This window comes from Candidatus Symbiopectobacterium sp. NZEC135, from assembly GCF_025962695.1.
In genome coordinates this window covers 1-15159 of record NZ_JAGFPF010000076.1, presented here as the reverse complement: position 1 = coordinate 15159, position 15159 = coordinate 1, and the positions used below count along the sequence as shown (strand labels likewise).

The following is a 15159-nucleotide window of genomic DNA, read 5'->3' as shown; positions in this document are numbered from 1 at the left end:
GCGGCCGGTTTGGCATCAGCGTCTGCCTTGATATCCAGCAGTTCCACTTCAAACACCAGCGTAGAGTTCGCCGGAATGCCCGGAACGCCATTTTCGCCATAAGCTAACTCAGGTGGAATAACCAGTTTGATTTTCCCGCCTTTTTTAACCTGCTTCAACCCTTCAGTCCAACCCGGGATAACACCGTCAAGACGGAAGGAGAGCGGTTCGCCACGTTTGTAAGAGTTATCAAACTCGCTACCGTCAACCAGCGTGCCTATGTAGTTAACAACAACGGTATCGCTCTCTTTCGGCGCTGCGCCCGTACCCTCTTTTTCTACCTGATACAGCAGACCAGATTCCGTTTTCTTCACGCCTTTTTCTTTGGCAAAAGCATCACGGAATTTAGTGCCTTTTTCAGCGCTTTCTTTAGCATCCTGCTTCATTTTCGCTTCTGCTGCGGTTTTCACGCGCGTTTCGAAACCTTGCAGGGTCTTCTCAATCTCTTCGTCGCTCAGCTTGCTCTTGTCAGCGAACGCGTCCTGAACGCCAGCAATCAACTGGTCTTTATTCAGCGTGATGCCCAGTTTTTCTTGCTCTTTCAGGGAATTATCCATGTAACGCCCCAAGGAAGCACCCAGCGCATAAGCGGCGGCATCCTCATCGCTCTTGAATTTTGCCGCTGGGGCCGCATCGGACGCGTTGGCCGCTTCTGCTGCCATCACCAGGTTGGCATTCAGCGTCAGTGCCATCGTCGTCGCTAACAGCGTTACTTTAAATAGTGATCTCATCTATCATCTCCCGGTCTGGAACGACAGGCTCCAGAAACATTAATCGTAAATGCGCGACTACTATAACTGTGGGTATCAAGACAACACAACGACACACACAACAATCCTTTGATAAAATTCCCTGAATTATTCATAGGCCCATTTTCCGACCTCGTCGATGTCCGGAGGTTCCGAATATTCGGCGAGATACGACAAAATACAGAGGAATCGCAATGCCCCATACGCAACTCGAGCAACGTATTGAAATGCTTGAAAGCAAGCTGGCTTTTCAGGAACTCACCATTGATGAGTTGAATCAGACCGTCGTCCAGCATGAATTGGAAATGGCGAAAATCCGTGAGCACCTGCGCCTGTTGGTGGAAAAATTGAAAGCGACGTCCCCTTCTCTTCTCGCCTCGCAGTCTGAAGAGACACCCCCGCCACACTATTGACCAATAACGCTGGCGCATCCGTGCTTCTACGGTTGCGCCAGATCACATTTATCACATCATCCCAAACGAACCACACGATTTTCCGCACGCGAAAAAAACAAATAACCAATTGATTTAAATCACATAAACCGCAAGCAACCTGCCAATAGTCGAAAATCCTTATAGCAAATCGCGCTTGACAGTCCCTTCAGAAAAACCAAAAATGCAAACGTTCCCGAGAACGTTATTAATCGTTCTTTCATTTTTCCGATGACACTAAAAAAGAGAACATCATGACCAAAATTAATATCGATTTACGTGGCCTGAACCCTGCCCCTGTCACACCGTTCAATCGCGATGGTTCCGTGGATTACGCCGCGTGTAAAAAACTGGGTGCCTGGCTTGCCAGCATCGATGGCGTTAAAAGCCTGACCGTATTGGGCCACGCCGGGGAAGGCACTTTTATGTCTCAGAGCGAGCAGATGAAAGTGATTGAAGCGTTCGCGGAATCGGTGAACGGTGCCATTCCCATCATTGCGGGTATCACGCTTGAAGGTACCGAAGTAGCTGCCGAAGAAGCCAAACGCGCCGTCAGCGCAGGGGCCTCTGCGGGCCTGCTGTATCCTTCTCACGGCTGGCTGCGTTTTGGCTATCAGAAAGGAGCACCTCAGGATAAATACCGCCAGGTGTACGAAGAAAGTGGCCTGCCGCTGATCCTGTTCCAATACCCTGATGCCACTAAGTGCACCTATAACCTGGAAACGTTGCTGGAAATCTCTGCTCAACCCGGTGTGTTTGCCATGAAGAACGGTGTGCGTAATATGCGTCGCTGGGACACTGAGATTCCGGTAATCCGTCGTGAACGCCCGGACCTGCAAATCCTGAGCTGCCATGACGAATACCTGCTCTCAACCACCTTTGATGTAGACGGTTTCCTGGTGGGCTATGGCAACATTGCGCCGGAACTGCTGGTAGAAATGATCAAAGCAGGCAAAGCGAAGGATTACAAAAAAGCCCGTGAGATCCATGACCGTCTGCTGCCCGTGACCAAAAGCGTGTATCACCGCGGTTCGCACATGGAAGGTACTGTGGCACTGAAGCATGCGCTGGTAGCACGCGGCATTCTGGATCACGCCACAGTGCGCTCTCCGCTGCTGCCATTGGAACCCGGCGCAGAAGAGGAAATCAAAGCTGCTATTCGCGCTGCTGAGTTGTCATTCGTTGGCTAATGCCAGCATTCAGACGCTGACATGACGGATACGCCTGCCTTCATACCGTGAACGGCGGGCGTATTTTCAATCCAAACGGCACCCAACTTCCCACGCTTGTTAGCGCAATCAAACGTATATGTTGCGCATTATTGTATGCTTTTGCATAGTAATCCCTGATTATCCTGCCGTGGCACAGATTTAAAATTCCGGGGTGTAGCCAAAGCCCGGGAACCATTACATAATAAATTCGTAAACGCCGCGCGGATGTTATTGGCAACACACTGTGCCTTTTTTTAAAAATAAAAATCAAGGGATTACATGGACCCTAATACCTTTCCGCCCAACGGTTCAAGCCGTAAGTTGGGAAGCAAACCCGTCACCTTACAGGATGTCGCCACGGCAGCCGGGGTGAGCGTTTCCACCGTTTCCCGCGTTCTGGATGAACGGTTACCGCCGTCGCGCAGCAAGGCTGCCGAACGCGTACGTCAGGTTGCACAGGAGTTGGGATACCGACGCGACATCATGGCCTCTAGCCTGCGCCGTGGCGGCACGGGCACCATCGGCGTACTGGTACCGCGTCTGAGCGATATGGTGATGGCGTTGCTGTATGAAGCCATCTGCCGTGCAGCAGAACGCTACGGTTATTTTGCGATTGTTGCGACCTGTGGCGACGATCCGGTACAAGAAAAACAGGCGGCAGCCTCTCTGCTCGATCGGCGCGTCGACGGGCTGATTCTGGCCACCAGCCGACTGGATGACCATTTGCCGGCGGAATTACGCCAGCAAAATGTTGCCCACGTTTTGGCGCTACGCACCGACGGTGTCAGCCGCTCTGCCATTGGTGACGATGAACAGGGGGGCTATCTGGCGACCCGGCATCTGATCGATCTGGGCCACCGTGACATCGGTATGGTCGCGGGTCCCAGCTTTTCTTCCGGTGCGACCTATCGCCGGGAAGGCTTCCATCGAGCCATGCGCGAGGCAGGACTGACGCCCAATCCCGCCTGGATTCGGGAATCCGGTTTCAGCATTGAGTCAGGAGAAAGTGAAGGGATGGCGCTGCTGAGCGGAGCACGCAGGCCTACGGCCATTTTCGCTATCAACGACGATTTGGCCTTCGGCGTTATGGCGGCAGCCCATCGATTGGGATTGGCAATAGGTCAGGATTTATCGCTGGTCGGCTATAACGATATTCCACTGTCCGCCCGTTTGCCGGTTCCGCTCTCATCGGTACATATTCCGTTCGACCACGTTGCCTCTATTGCGGTTGAATTGCTGCTGGCTGGCACCGAACCCGTCGATACCATTCGGCGCGTGATGCCAAGCCTTATTCCGCGCAGTTCCAGCGCACCGCTCAGGTAATCGCTTATGTATTAGCGGGCCAACATAGCCCGCTAATGCGCTCGCGTCAGATTGTGTTACACCCAATCTCCCTGCGTTACCTGAACGGGCAAAGCCGCAAAACGGGTCGGCTGCGGTGCGGCCTCTGGCTCACCAATAGCGTTTCCGGGCAAACGGAATACAGCAATCAGCGAGGCAAGCCGTGCGACCTGCGCTTCCAATGCTAAAGCCGCTGAGGTGGAATCACTGACCATCGTTGCATTTTCCTGAATGGTACGATCCATGTCCGTCACGGCATCACCAATTTGCGCAATACCGCGACTCTGCTCATCTGACGCTACCGAAATATCGTTCATGATGCGATCAACAGCACCAATTGAGGTCACAATGTCATGCATGGCGCTCCCCGCTTTTTCAACCAGCACAGAACCTTCATCCACTCGCGTCACAGACTCTGCAATCAAGGCTTCAATCTCCCTGGCCGCTTGTGAACTGCGCTGCGCCAGATTACGTACTTCACTGGCAACCACGGCAAAACCACGCCCTTGTTCTCCGGCCCGCGCGGCTTCCACCGCCGCATTCAGCGCCAATATGTTGGTTTGAAAAGCAATGCTGTTGATGACCGACGTGATATCCGCAATTTTCCGCGAGCTGCCGGTAATGTCCGACATCGTTGTCACCACCTGTTTAATGATCTCACCGCCCCGGTTGGCGTTGCCCGATGCCTGACGCGCCAACTGTCCGGCGTGCCGCGCGTTATCCGCATTGTTAGTCACCGTCGCGGTCAATTCTTCCATACTGGCAGCAGTTTCCACCATCGCGGCCGCTTGTTGATCGGTACGTGAGGACAAATGACGGTTGCCATCAGCAATGGCGGAAGAGGCTGTAGCCACCTGATGCGCACTGTCTCGAATATCCACCATCAACCCACATAGCTTTTGCGTCATCTCCATCATGGCATGCGTCAACATTCCCAGTTCATCACGGCGGACCCGACCCACTACCACAGAGAGATCGCCTTGTGCAATGCGCTGCGCCAGTTCAAGGTTGCCGCGTATCGATCTCGCGATCAGGCGAGTCACCGATATGGCGATAAACATGCCCAGCAACACGGCGCAAATCCCGATAACAACGATTTCCACCATTGAACGGTTGATAACACCCTGATTTTTTTCATCAAGCTGGCTCGCAATACGGCTAAGGGTGTCGGTAACGGCAAACCCCGTTTTAATGGACTGTGTATCGGCCGCCTTGAGGCGCTGCCACTGTGCGGTATCCTGTCTATTCCCCTCTTCGAAAGCGCCCCCCTTCTGCACATGCAGACCGGATGCCACGCGCACAATCTCCTCCAGTTCATGCTGATATTGCGCCAGTTGTTCACTCAAGCGTTGGAAATGCTGCACATCACTTTCTTGCCAATGCAATTGGCGCGCTTTTTCCTGCTGCGCCATCATCTGAGAAACATATTTCATCATATTACTGGCGTTCTCTTCTTCCAGCGTATAAAAGAGCTTCACGCGGGCAATTTTTGACTGGTCCAGATAATGATTCATCTCAGAGATCAATGCTGTCTTGGTATATAAATCACGAATCTCAGCAAAACGTAATGCACTGAAGAACACAGCGAAAATAATTAATGATAAGACGATAAAAAAGCCGCCATAGAGTTTCTTGGCGATACTGATTTGAAGCATTCTTTCCCGTAGCGCACGCATTCTTTCCTCCTGATAATAATGTTTTCCGTCACCGATACTAAAAATGAACACGAGCCAAAAGAGATAAACCGGATAACAGGCATGTCACCGTATTGATCCGGCTAATAATAAGAGTGATATTTTTTAATGAGCGCCATTACGCTGCGCTACACGCCCGTTTTCGGGTGGTAATGCAGTTATGTAAACAACCAATATGTTCAATTTCAACTTCCACGATATCGCCTTCATGCAAAAAAAGCGGCGGCGTGCGTTTTTTCCCCACACCACCGGGAGAACCCGTAATGATGACATCACCAGGTGATAATTCACTGAAAGTACTGATATATTCAATCAGCTCTTCAATGGGGTGAATCATACTGGCAGTGGTGTCATTCTGCACCCTGTTGCCATTAAGCCGGGTTTCTATATGCAGGTTTTGTGGTTCCGGCACGTCATCGCACGTCACCAGCCAGGGACCAAACGCGCCGGTATTTTGCCAGTTTTTTCCGGCGGTAAACCAGGTATGCTGCCAGTCACGTACCGAGCCATCCATATAGCAACTGTAGCCGGCAATATAAGAGAAAGCGTTAGATGCTGAAATTTCCTTCCCGCGTTTTCCGATAATGACAGCCAGTTCCCCTTCATAGTCAAATTCGTTTGATTGGGCGGGTTTTTCCACATCGCAATTATGCCCAACCTGAGAATCAGGAAAGCGAATAAATAAGGTTGGTGCGGAATTCATTTCGCCAAATTCGGCACGTTTCTCCGCATAGTTCATTCCGACACAGAAAATTTTCCTCGGATTATTAATCACCGGAAGAAACACCACATCCTCTTCTTGATAATCAGGCTGTGCCTGCAAAAAACGGCGGGCATCCGCAATACCCTCATCTTCAATCAATGCCCGCAGATCGGGATAGCGCGCGCCTAGCCTTTTGCCTAAATCGACAATGCCCTTTTCCACCTTTAAACCATAGGTTTCTTTCTGACCGACCCTAAAACTTGCTAATTTCATTTTATACCTCAACGGTGTAACGCCGAATACCCGCTACAACAGAGGGAAACGTACTGACTGAGCAGCAACGTTTCCCCAATGATGCCGCTCACGTTCTACGGCGACAGCTCTTCCAGTACGCGGTCTTTGGTTTCAATAGCAAACAGCATCGTCACCACTGCACCGATCAAGAGAATGCCGGCGAAGAAACCAAACATCGTACTGATGCCACTCGATGCCATGATGGTGCCAACGACGATGGGGCCCGCCGATGACCCCAACCGCAACCAGCCGCTGCCCAAGCCAGTACCGATTGCCCGCATGCGGGTTGGATAGATTTCAGCCGAGTAGAGATACAGCGAGAAGGTGACCGTCTGGATAATGGCGTAGGACAAGCCAGCACAAATCAGTACCTGTTCAGCCGTCGTTGCACCCAACAACGCCAGAACAATTAAAGGGATAGGTGCGAGCAGGAAGGCAAAGGTGTACCACCGTTTACGCCCAACTTTGTCAATCAACAGCGCACACAACACGGAAGCGATAACCCCCATCACCGAGGTTGTCAGACCGTAGCTGATGCTGGTTTCCAACGACAGTTTGTAGGTTTGGCGATAGAGCGTCGGTAACCAGGTGATCATACCGTTTGCCACCAGATACGAGGTAAACCACATCGTCCAGATGGTGAAAGTACGTTTACGGTATATTCCCTTAAACAGTCCGCTCCAGTGGGAGTTCTCTTGTTTTTTTCCTTGAACGGTCACTTTAGGTTCTTCTAATGTGAAGCCCTGAGCAACCGCACTGCGCTCGAGATCGGTCACGATACGGTCTGCTTCAGCCAATCGTCCCTGTGATGCCAACCAACGAGGAGACTCCTTCATAAAGAAACGGCAAGGAAGCAGGATGAATGCCGGGACCAGACCGACGATAAACATCACCTTCCAACCGTAGAGCGGTACAAACGCACGGGCGATAAGCCCCGCAGCGACCAAGCCGAGCAGGAACATCACTTCATAAAGCAGAAAGAACCGACCTCGCCCTTTTGAACTGATGTATTCGTTGATATAGGCGGAGGCAACCGGTACTTCTCCCCCCGTCCCGATACCTTGCACAAAGCGCAGCGTCATCATCATCAACGCCCCGGTGGCAAACAGGCAGGCTACATCCATGCTGACAAACAGCAGAATGGTAAACAGCAGCACTTTGAGACGCCCCACACGTTCGGCCAGCCAGCCAAAGAAGACCGCACCAAGCAGTTGACCTAGATAGCCTGCGGATAAAATCATGCCGGTTTGTTTGGGGTCTAACCCCCATTCCTGCACCAGAAGTGGCATAGCGTAGGCGATACAGATAACGGTATAACCGTCAAAGAACGTCGCAGCGCCGATGATATTTCTCGTCCAAAAAATACGACGCGTGATAGGCAAACGCTCAAGACGGGCAACCAACTCGGCGTTGGATACCCCGCTTGCGGCGGCAGTACTGGCGTCTGCATTGACCACACCAGCACTCATGTCATGCGTTGACATAGTTTGTTCTCCAAAAAGGATAGTGTGTTAGCCGCGATACGCGTGCACAGCGGCTCTGCATGCCATTAGCCGACGCGCGGCAGTTCAGCATCACGATGAAAAGGCGTGAAGGGTGTAGGGTTCAGGCCACGTAACTCGATATTCATGTTGGTCATGGTAAAGGTTCTCTTTCCTGGATGTTCTATGATGTATTTTATTAATATAACGTTCGCGGGAACGTTTGCAGATTGTTCGCTAAAGCACCGATAAGTGTCAATAACACCCCCGGGGCTTTTAACCTGTTATGTGATGAACATCCCTAGTTGGGCAAAAAAGCAGGAAAGCGTGATGCGGAAATAGAATGATGAAAGATGAGTAAAATCAACACAACCCGCGCTAATGGCACCCGTTGCAAGACGAAAAAAAACCCGGCCGCGTCTGGCGCTCCGGGTTTTTTACGGTGAGGACGAGCCTCACTGGCCTACGCCGAAAATCAATGGCAACCGCAGCCGCCGTGACCGCCGCAGCCGCCTTTACCGTGTTCGTGGTCGTGATCGTGGTCGTGACCATGGCCGCCACAGCAACCTTCACCGTGCTCATGGTGATGATCGTGTTCGCCGTGTACGTGACCGTGCGCGATCTCTTCTTCCGTAGCTTCACGGATAGCAACCACTTCGACGTTGAACTTCAGGTTTTGGCCTGCCAGCATGTGGTTACCGTCAACCACTACGTGGTCATCTTCCACTTCAGTGATTTCAACCGGCACCTGACCCTGATCGGTATCGGCCAGGAAACGCATGCCCACTTGCAGCTCATCAACGCCCATGAAGACGTCTTTCGGTACGCGCTGCACCAGGTTTTCGTCGTATTCGCCGTAGGCGTCGTTAGAGCCGACAGCAACGTCAAACTTCTCACCCACTTCGCGGCCTTCAAGCGCTTTTTCCAGGCCAGAAATCAGGGAACCTTGACCGTGCAGGTAGTCCAACGGCGCGCTCACCGGAGACTCATCAACCAATACACCATCTTCTGTACGTACCTGGTAGGCCAGGCTGACCACCAGATTTTTTGCAACTTTCATGACATCTCCTACCGTTGGAAATCAAAACTGGCGCAAATTGTAGCTGAAAAACATCCCCATGTACCGTCTGGGATAAAAAAATGACCCAACGATTAATCAGGATGAAAAATGCCGATGATATGCTCGTCCTGCCGCTCTGGCGCAGCAGGCGGCGGATCTGACTGGCGCTGACGATAGCCGCACTTGACGCAGGTGACCACATCTACCTGATCTTCTTGCCCTACGGCCAACGTATCCTGCTCCTGACACTGAGGACACACGGCACCCGCGATAAACCGTTTACGTTGCATCTTGCCTTCCTCGCTGCACGCGATGCGTGCTATTCGTACTCATCCCAGTCATCCAGGCGACGCCGCTCGTGCTGCATTTCGCGTTGGAAAATGTCTTCCAGCTCCCGCCGCGCTTCCTTGACACGCGACACCTGCGCCACATCGGCATCCCCCTGACGTACCGGCATCAATTCACGCAGCATGCGCATATCCAGACGCCGAAAATGCTGCTGCGCCCGATAAGCCTGATGAGGGTGCATCCCCACCGATGTCAACGTTTTGCGCCCCAGTTCCAGCGCACTCGAAAAGGTTTCACGCGCGAAATGTGTGACACCCGATTGCAATAATTCATGGGCTTCAACACGGCCGCGCGCCCGCGCCAGAATTTCCAGATTGGGAAAATGCTTTTGGCACAAGTGCACAATTGCCATAGTGTCTTCCGGCTCATTGCAGGTCACCACAATCGCGCGCGCCTGTTCAGCCCCGGCGGCACGCAGCAGTTCCAATTCAGTGGCATCACCGTAATACACTTTATAACCATAGCTACGCATCAGGCTGACGGCGCTGATATCACGTTCCAATACCGTAATGCGCATTTTGTTCGCCATCAGCAAACGCCCGATCACCTGCCCAAAACGCCCAAACCCGACAATAATCACCTGCGGCTCGTCATCTTGCACATAGGGCTTTTCGTCATGCTCCTCCGTGGCGTTATAACGATGCGCCAGAATGCGGTCTATCCCCTGCATCAGCAGCGGCGTGGTCATCATAGAGAGGGTTACCGTGACCAACAGCAACGGGAGCTGTTCACCCTGTAGCACCTTGTGCGCGGCTGCCGCAGAAAACAGCACAAACGCAAATTCCCCGCCCTGACTGAGCACCCCGGCAAACTGAAGCCGTTCAGAACGGCGCATCCGGTTCACACGCGCCAACACGTACAGCACGACGCCCTTCACCGTGACCAGAAGGAATACCCCCAGTAACACTTCGCCGATGTGGGTAAACAACACGCCCAGATCGAGCGCCATGCCGACGGAGATAAAAAACAGCCCGAGCAGCAACCCTTTAAACGGCTCGATGGAAATTTCCAGTTCATGGCGATACTCACTTTCCGCCAGCAACACGCCGGCGATAAAGGTCCCCAACGCCATGGAAAAGCCCAACGCATCCATAAAGACCGCAGAGCCAAGCACCAGCAGCAGCGCCGCCGCGGTAAACACCTCACGCACGCCGGAGGCGGCGATAAAGCGGAATAGCGGGCGCACCAGATAACGTCCACCAATCAACATGCCGATAAAGGCCGCGACCTTGATGGCAACGTCTTTCCAGTCGGTCACTTCGCCCTGCACACCAGCCAGCACCGGCACCAACGCCAGAGCGGGAATAACCGCCAAGTCCTGAAACAGCAGCACTGCGAAACCCAACTGGCCGGATTCGTTGCGGTTCATCCCCTTCTCGCGCATCAGTTGCAGCGCCATCGCGGTGGAAGACATCGCCAACCCAACGCCACCAATCAGCGCCGATTGCCAGGAAAAACCGGTCAGGTAGAGCAAGCCGCCAAGCACCGCCGCGCTAAGCCCAACCTGCGCGGCACCGATTCCGAAGATAGAGCGCCGTAACGTCCATAGCTTTTGCGGATTCAGCTCCAGCCCGATGATAAACATCAGGAACACCACGCCAAGCTCAGAGAAATGCAGGATAGCGTCAACATCGCGGATAAAGCCCAGCCCCCAAGGACCAATGGCGATACCCGCAATCAAATACCCCAATACCGCACCAATGCCCAATCGGCTAGCGATAGGTACCATTAGTACGGCGACAAACAGAAACAGAATGCCCGCACTCAACAGGGGGGAACTCTCCATCACTCACCCTCCGGTTTGGGTAACGGGGAAGCCAGCCATTCGCTATACGCTTCGGCATAGCTTGCCAGCACATCGGCGGGCAGTCGGCGCGCCCAATAGACCATCAACGGCGGTAACCAATGCATACGACACATGGCCGCCGTCATTTCAAACGGGCGCAGCACCTCTTCCATGCCGAAACGGTTATTACCTTCTAGGTTATAGCTCTCTTCCGGCTCACCCGTGGTGATTACCGAACGCCAATATTTACCCGCCAGCGCATTACCGCCGATACCGTTGGCAAACCCGCGCGACAGCACGCGGTCAAACCACTCCTTTAGCAGCGCCGGGCAGCTGTAGGTGTAGAGTGGATGCTGAAACACAATCACCTGATGTTCGCGCAGCAGCTGTTGCTCGTAGTGAATATCAACAAAAAAGTCCGGATAGTGAGCGTACAGATCGTGTACGGTAACATGGGCTAACTGGTGCGCCGGTTGCAGCAAAACCCGGTTCGCGACCGAGTCTTGCGATTCCGGATGGGCATACAGCAGCAAAATCTTCGGTGGCTGCGACATCATTCCCCTCCAAAGCGTCGTCATGAGCGCGGTTTTCCGCTACCATGCTGCGCGATAACGATACGACAAACAGGACGTTCGCGGTCCCGAGATAACCGTGATAATTTAACATACTCTGAACATGTGACGCTTTATGATTGTTTTCTCCGCTTTGCAAATTCGGCGCGGCGTGCGTGTCTTGCTTGATAACGCCACCGCCACCATCAATCCAGGCCAGAAGGTTGGATTAGTCGGTAAAAACGGCTGCGGCAAGTCCACGCTACTCTCGTTGCTAAAAGGCGAGATTGGTGCCGATGGCGGCAGCGCCACGTTTCCGAGTAACTGGGCGTTGGCCTGGGTCAATCAGGAAACGCCCGCACTGGATGTGCCGGCCATTGATTATGTTATTGACGGCGATCGTGAATTTCGCCAGCTAGAAGCTGAACTTCAACACGCCAACGACATTAACGATGGTAATGCCATCGCCCGTGCGCACGGCAAGCTGGATGCGATTCAAGCCTGGAGCATTCCCGCGCGTGCCGCCAGCCTGCTCGATGGCCTGGGCTTTACTCAGCCCCAATTACAACAGCCGGTGCGTGATTTTTCCGGCGGATGGCGTATGCGCCTTAATCTGGCACAAGCGCTGATTTGCCGCTCCGATCTGCTGCTGCTCGACGAACCGACCAACCACCTCGATTTGGACGCGGTGATCTGGCTGGAAAAATGGCTGAAAAGCTATCCGGGCACGCTGGTGCTGATTTCCCACGATCGCGATTTTCTTGATCCTATCGTCAACAAGATCCTGCACATCGAGCAAGAGACGCTGTTCGAATACACCGGTAACTACTCCTCGTTCGAGCGCCAGCGCGCTACGCGTTTGGCGCAGCAGCAGGCGTTGTATGAGCATCAGCAAGAGCGCGTAGCGCACTTGCAACACTATATCGATCGCTTCCGCGCACAGGCCACCAAAGCCAAGCAGGCGCAAAGCCGGATTAAAATGCTGGAGCGTATGGAGCTGATTGCCCCGGCACACGTCGATAACCCGTTCCGTTTCAGTTTCCGTGCTCCGGAATCGCTGCCGAACCCGCTGCTGCGCATGGAGAAAGTGAGCGCAGGCTACGGTGACAAGCTGATTCTGGAATCCATCAAGCTCAATCTGGTGCCAGGTTCACGCATTGGCCTGCTGGGGCATAACGGTGCCGGTAAATCGACGCTGATTAAGCTGTTAGCCGGTGAACTGGCTCCGTTGCACGGTGAAATCGGGCTGGCGAAGGGCGTTAAGCTCGGCTATTTCGCACAGCATCAGCTCGAGTTTCTGCGTGCGGATGAATCCCCGCTACAACATTTGGTCCGTTTGGCAGAGCGGGAAACCGAGCAGCAACTGCGCGATTATCTCGGCGGTTTCGGTTTTCAGGGTGACAAAGTAACGGAAGTGACCGAGCGTTTCTCGGGCGGGGAAAAAGCCCGCTTGGTGCTGGCATTGATCGTGTGGCAGCGCCCTAACCTGCTGCTGCTCGATGAACCGACCAACCATCTCGATCTGGACATGCGTCAGGCACTGACAGAAGCGTTGATCGATTTCGAAGGGGCACTGGTAGTCGTTTCCCACGATCGACACCTGATCCGATCCACCACGGACGATCTCTATCTGGTGCACGATCGCAAGGTGGAGCCGTTTGATGGCGATCTGGAAGATTACCAGCAATGGCTGACGGACGTGCAGCGCCAAAACAGCGCCGCTGAATCCGTCGATAAGCCCGCCTCGACCAACAACGCACAGGCACGCAAAGACCAAAAGCGGCGTGAAGCGGAGCTGCGCACCCAAACCCAACCGTTGCGTAAAAAGATTACGCAGTATGAGCAGCAGATGGAGAAACTCGCCGATGCGTTGGCAAAAGTCGAAGCGCGTTTATCGGACAGCGAACTCTACGACCAAAGCCGCAAAGCCGAACTGACGGAATGTCTGCAACAGCAGGCCAAACTCAAAGGCGAACAGGAAGAGGCAGAAATGGCCTGGCTGGACGCGCAAGAACAGCTAGAACAGATGCTGAATGAGGGGTAGTTCAGGTTCCTTGAAAGGGGATATCTGTTAACACAGTGCCTATTTCGTGCGCGTTCACAGGCTCTAATTTCTGCTCCCCCTGTAGCAGCGCCCGACACGAGGCGCTCAATCGCCGCCGCCTCGTGACTCCAGGCTTTTCGCGAGGAATCACGCCGCTACGCGGTCCCCTCGGCGTTCGTGTCCGCATCTCGGACCACCAGCGACGCGCTCCCGGCGCGGCGCTGCTTTTCGCGGCATCCATGCCGCTCATCCGGCGGACACGCCCACCTCAGCGCGATTCTGAACGCGATTAATGGCAAAAACCAACAGGCTAAAATCAGGCCATCATCAGTGCCAGATCAGCAGTACACAGGCTGCCGTGAGCACACCCATCGAGACGTTAAAAATCACCCATGCTCTGCGACTACGCAACAAGCGACCAATCGCCGTGCCAAAACCCAGCCAAATAACACCAGAAACCAGATTAACCAACACAATGCCGAAACTTATCAGCAGCACCGAATGGTTATAGCCGCTGCCCGCCAGACTGAAACTTGCGACCGACCCCAGCGCCATCAGCCAGGCTTTGGGATTCAGAAATTGAAGCAACCAGCCTTGATACAGCCGCAGCGGTTGCGGCGGCGGTGCGCTGGCTTCCAGGCGTTCATAGGCCGCCGTCGCAATTTTCCACGCCAGCCACAACAAGTAGAGACTGCCGAGTACTTTCAGTATCAGGTGCAAAGAGGGGTAGAGCAGGATCATGCCGCCCACGCCAAATGCCACCAGCAGTAAAATGCTCTGCATGCCGAGCATGATACCCACCATCAGCCACAGCGATCGCATAAAGCCGAAGTTAGCACCGGATGTCGTCAGCAGCATGTTATTCGGGCCAGGCGTGATCGCCGCCACCCAGAGAAACGCCAACATCGATAAAAATAAGCCCTGTTCCACGTTTTGACTGCCCCTTGTCCCCACCGTTACGGTATGATTTATTGACCTGAATGAACGTTAGCCTGCCTGTTACACTGCAATGCTCGCTGAGCGGCGCAAGCAGGTTAGCGCAGTGTGATGAATATCGCACAATTATTTCCAGAGGTTGTTTCGATTCCCATGTTGTCCTCAACGTTTCGCCCGTTACGCGGGGCTGATAACCCGCATGTACAAACGCTGTTGCCGCGCTTGATTCGCCGCCGAGCCCGTTTGCAGCCAGTGTGGCAACAACTCGATCTTCCCGATGGCGATTTTGTCGATCTGGCCTGGAGCGAAGCGCCGCAAGGTGCGCGCCATAAACCCCGTGTGGTGCTGTTTCACGGTCTGGAAGGCAGCTTTCACAGTCCCTATGCGCACGGTTTGTTGCAAGCGTGCCGTGAGCAAGGCTGGCTGGCGGTGATCATGCATTTTCGCGGCTGTAGCGGTCGCCCCAACCGTCTGAACCGTATCTACCATTC

13 protein-coding genes and 1 pseudogene are annotated in these 15159 nt (G+C 53.7%); 5 read left to right on the top strand and 9 right to left on the bottom strand.

Annotated features, from left to right (window positions below):
* Positions 1 to 770: FKBP-type peptidyl-prolyl cis-trans isomerase (gene fkpA / locus J5224_RS21660; RefSeq protein ID WP_264627322.1), on the bottom strand; the 770-nt coding region annotated here is incomplete at its 3' end.
* Positions 771 to 982: 212 nt separating this feature from the next.
* On the opposite strand from fkpA, the gene J5224_RS21655 reads away from it, so the two are divergent.
* From J5224_RS21655 to J5224_RS21645, 3 genes are all read left to right on the top strand, one after another.
* Positions 983 to 1201 (top strand): protein SlyX, encoded by a 219-nt coding sequence (locus J5224_RS21655; protein WP_222158749.1) that lies wholly within the window; start codon positions 983 to 985, stop codon positions 1199 to 1201.
* A gap of 272 nt (positions 1202 to 1473) precedes the next feature.
* The gene (locus J5224_RS21650; protein WP_264627321.1) at positions 1474 to 2409 is read left to right on the top strand and encodes a dihydrodipicolinate synthase family protein; all 936 of its coding nucleotides are present in this window, start codon (positions 1474 to 1476) and stop codon (positions 2407 to 2409) included.
* A 300-nt stretch (positions 2410 to 2709) separates the two neighbouring features.
* On the top strand, positions 2710 to 3753 hold the full coding sequence (locus J5224_RS21645; RefSeq protein ID WP_264627320.1) for a LacI family DNA-binding transcriptional regulator: 1044 nt from the start codon (positions 2710 to 2712) through the stop codon (positions 3751 to 3753).
* Positions 3754 to 3809: 56 nt separating this feature from the next.
* On the opposite strand, the gene J5224_RS21640 is transcribed toward J5224_RS21645, so the two are convergent.
* The 7 genes from J5224_RS21640 to kefG all read right to left on the bottom strand — a co-directional run bounded on the left by J5224_RS21640 (position 3810) and on the right by kefG (position 11691).
* Entirely contained in the window at positions 3810 to 5447 is a 1638-nt protein-coding gene (locus tag J5224_RS21640) for a methyl-accepting chemotaxis protein (RefSeq protein WP_264627319.1), read from the bottom strand.
* Between the two features lie 136 nt (positions 5448 to 5583).
* Positions 5584 to 6441, bottom strand: a complete 858-nt coding sequence (locus J5224_RS21635) for a fumarylacetoacetate hydrolase family protein (protein ID WP_264627318.1) — start codon at positions 6439 to 6441, stop codon at positions 5584 to 5586.
* Between the two features lie 95 nt (positions 6442 to 6536).
* Positions 6537 to 7946, bottom strand: coding sequence for an MFS transporter (locus J5224_RS21630; RefSeq protein WP_264627317.1), 1410 nt, complete (start codon positions 7944 to 7946; stop codon positions 6537 to 6539).
* A gap of 472 nt (positions 7947 to 8418) precedes the next feature.
* Positions 8419 to 9003, bottom strand: coding sequence for a peptidylprolyl isomerase (gene slyD, locus J5224_RS21625; RefSeq protein ID WP_264627316.1), 585 nt, complete (start codon positions 9001 to 9003; stop codon positions 8419 to 8421).
* Between the two features lie 92 nt (positions 9004 to 9095).
* Positions 9096 to 9293 (bottom strand): YheV family putative zinc ribbon protein, encoded by a 198-nt coding sequence (locus tag J5224_RS21620; RefSeq protein ID WP_264627315.1) that lies wholly within the window; start codon positions 9291 to 9293, stop codon positions 9096 to 9098.
* 29 nt (positions 9294 to 9322) lie between these two features.
* Positions 9323 to 11137, bottom strand: a complete 1815-nt coding sequence (gene kefB / locus J5224_RS21615) for a glutathione-regulated potassium-efflux system protein KefB (RefSeq protein WP_264627314.1) — start codon at positions 11135 to 11137, stop codon at positions 9323 to 9325.
* Positions 11137 to 11691, bottom strand: a complete 555-nt coding sequence (gene kefG, locus J5224_RS21610; protein ID WP_264627323.1) for a glutathione-regulated potassium-efflux system ancillary protein KefG — start codon at positions 11689 to 11691, stop codon at positions 11137 to 11139. The genes kefB and kefG overlap by 1 nt, the downstream gene beginning before the upstream one ends.
* 133 nt (positions 11692 to 11824) lie before the next feature.
* Here kefG and J5224_RS21605 point away from each other — a divergent pair, with 133 nt between their 5' ends.
* Entirely contained in the window at positions 11825 to 13732 is a 1908-nt protein-coding gene (locus J5224_RS21605; protein WP_264627313.1) for an ABC transporter ATP-binding protein, read from the top strand.
* Between the two features lie 327 nt (positions 13733 to 14059).
* Here the strand turns inward: J5224_RS21605 and J5224_RS21600 are convergent, their stop codons facing one another.
* Positions 14060 to 14662: a LysE family translocator gene (locus tag J5224_RS21600; protein WP_264627312.1), complete on the bottom strand. Its 603-nt coding sequence runs from the start codon at positions 14660 to 14662 to the stop codon at positions 14060 to 14062.
* Positions 14663 to 14824: 162 nt separating this feature from the next.
* Between J5224_RS21600 and J5224_RS21595 the strand changes: the two are divergent.
* Positions 14825 to 15159: pseudogene (locus J5224_RS21595) on the top strand (hydrolase); the annotation flags it as partial.

What these genes read in the sequence shown, in the direction of transcription:
- J5224_RS21640 (WP_264627319.1), bottom strand. Translation starts at nt 5,447, where the DNA reads ATGCGTGCGCTACGGGAAAGAATGCTTCAAATCAGTATCGCCAAGAAA.
- J5224_RS21630 (WP_264627317.1), bottom strand. Translation starts at nt 7,946, where the DNA reads ATGTCAACGCATGACATGAGTGCTGGTGTGGTCAATGCAGACGCCAGT.
- J5224_RS21650 (WP_264627321.1), top strand. Translation starts at nt 1,474, where the DNA reads ATGACCAAAATTAATATCGATTTACGTGGCCTGAACCCTGCCCCTGTC.
- J5224_RS21645 (WP_264627320.1), top strand. Translation starts at nt 2,710, where the DNA reads ATGGACCCTAATACCTTTCCGCCCAACGGTTCAAGCCGTAAGTTGGGA.
- J5224_RS21605 (WP_264627313.1), top strand. Translation starts at nt 11,825, where the DNA reads ATGATTGTTTTCTCCGCTTTGCAAATTCGGCGCGGCGTGCGTGTCTTG.
- J5224_RS21655 (WP_222158749.1), top strand. Translation starts at nt 983, where the DNA reads ATGCCCCATACGCAACTCGAGCAACGTATTGAAATGCTTGAAAGCAAG.
- J5224_RS21635 (WP_264627318.1), bottom strand. Translation starts at nt 6,441, where the DNA reads ATGAAATTAGCAAGTTTTAGGGTCGGTCAGAAAGAAACCTATGGTTTA.
- kefB (WP_264627314.1), bottom strand. Translation starts at nt 11,137, where the DNA reads ATGGAGAGTTCCCCCCTGTTGAGTGCGGGCATTCTGTTTCTGTTTGTC.
- slyD (WP_264627316.1), bottom strand. Translation starts at nt 9,003, where the DNA reads ATGAAAGTTGCAAAAAATCTGGTGGTCAGCCTGGCCTACCAGGTACGT.
- kefG (WP_264627323.1), bottom strand. Translation starts at nt 11,691, where the DNA reads ATGTCGCAGCCACCGAAGATTTTGCTGCTGTATGCCCATCCGGAATCG.
- J5224_RS21620 (WP_264627315.1), bottom strand. Translation starts at nt 9,293, where the DNA reads ATGCAACGTAAACGGTTTATCGCGGGTGCCGTGTGTCCTCAGTGTCAG.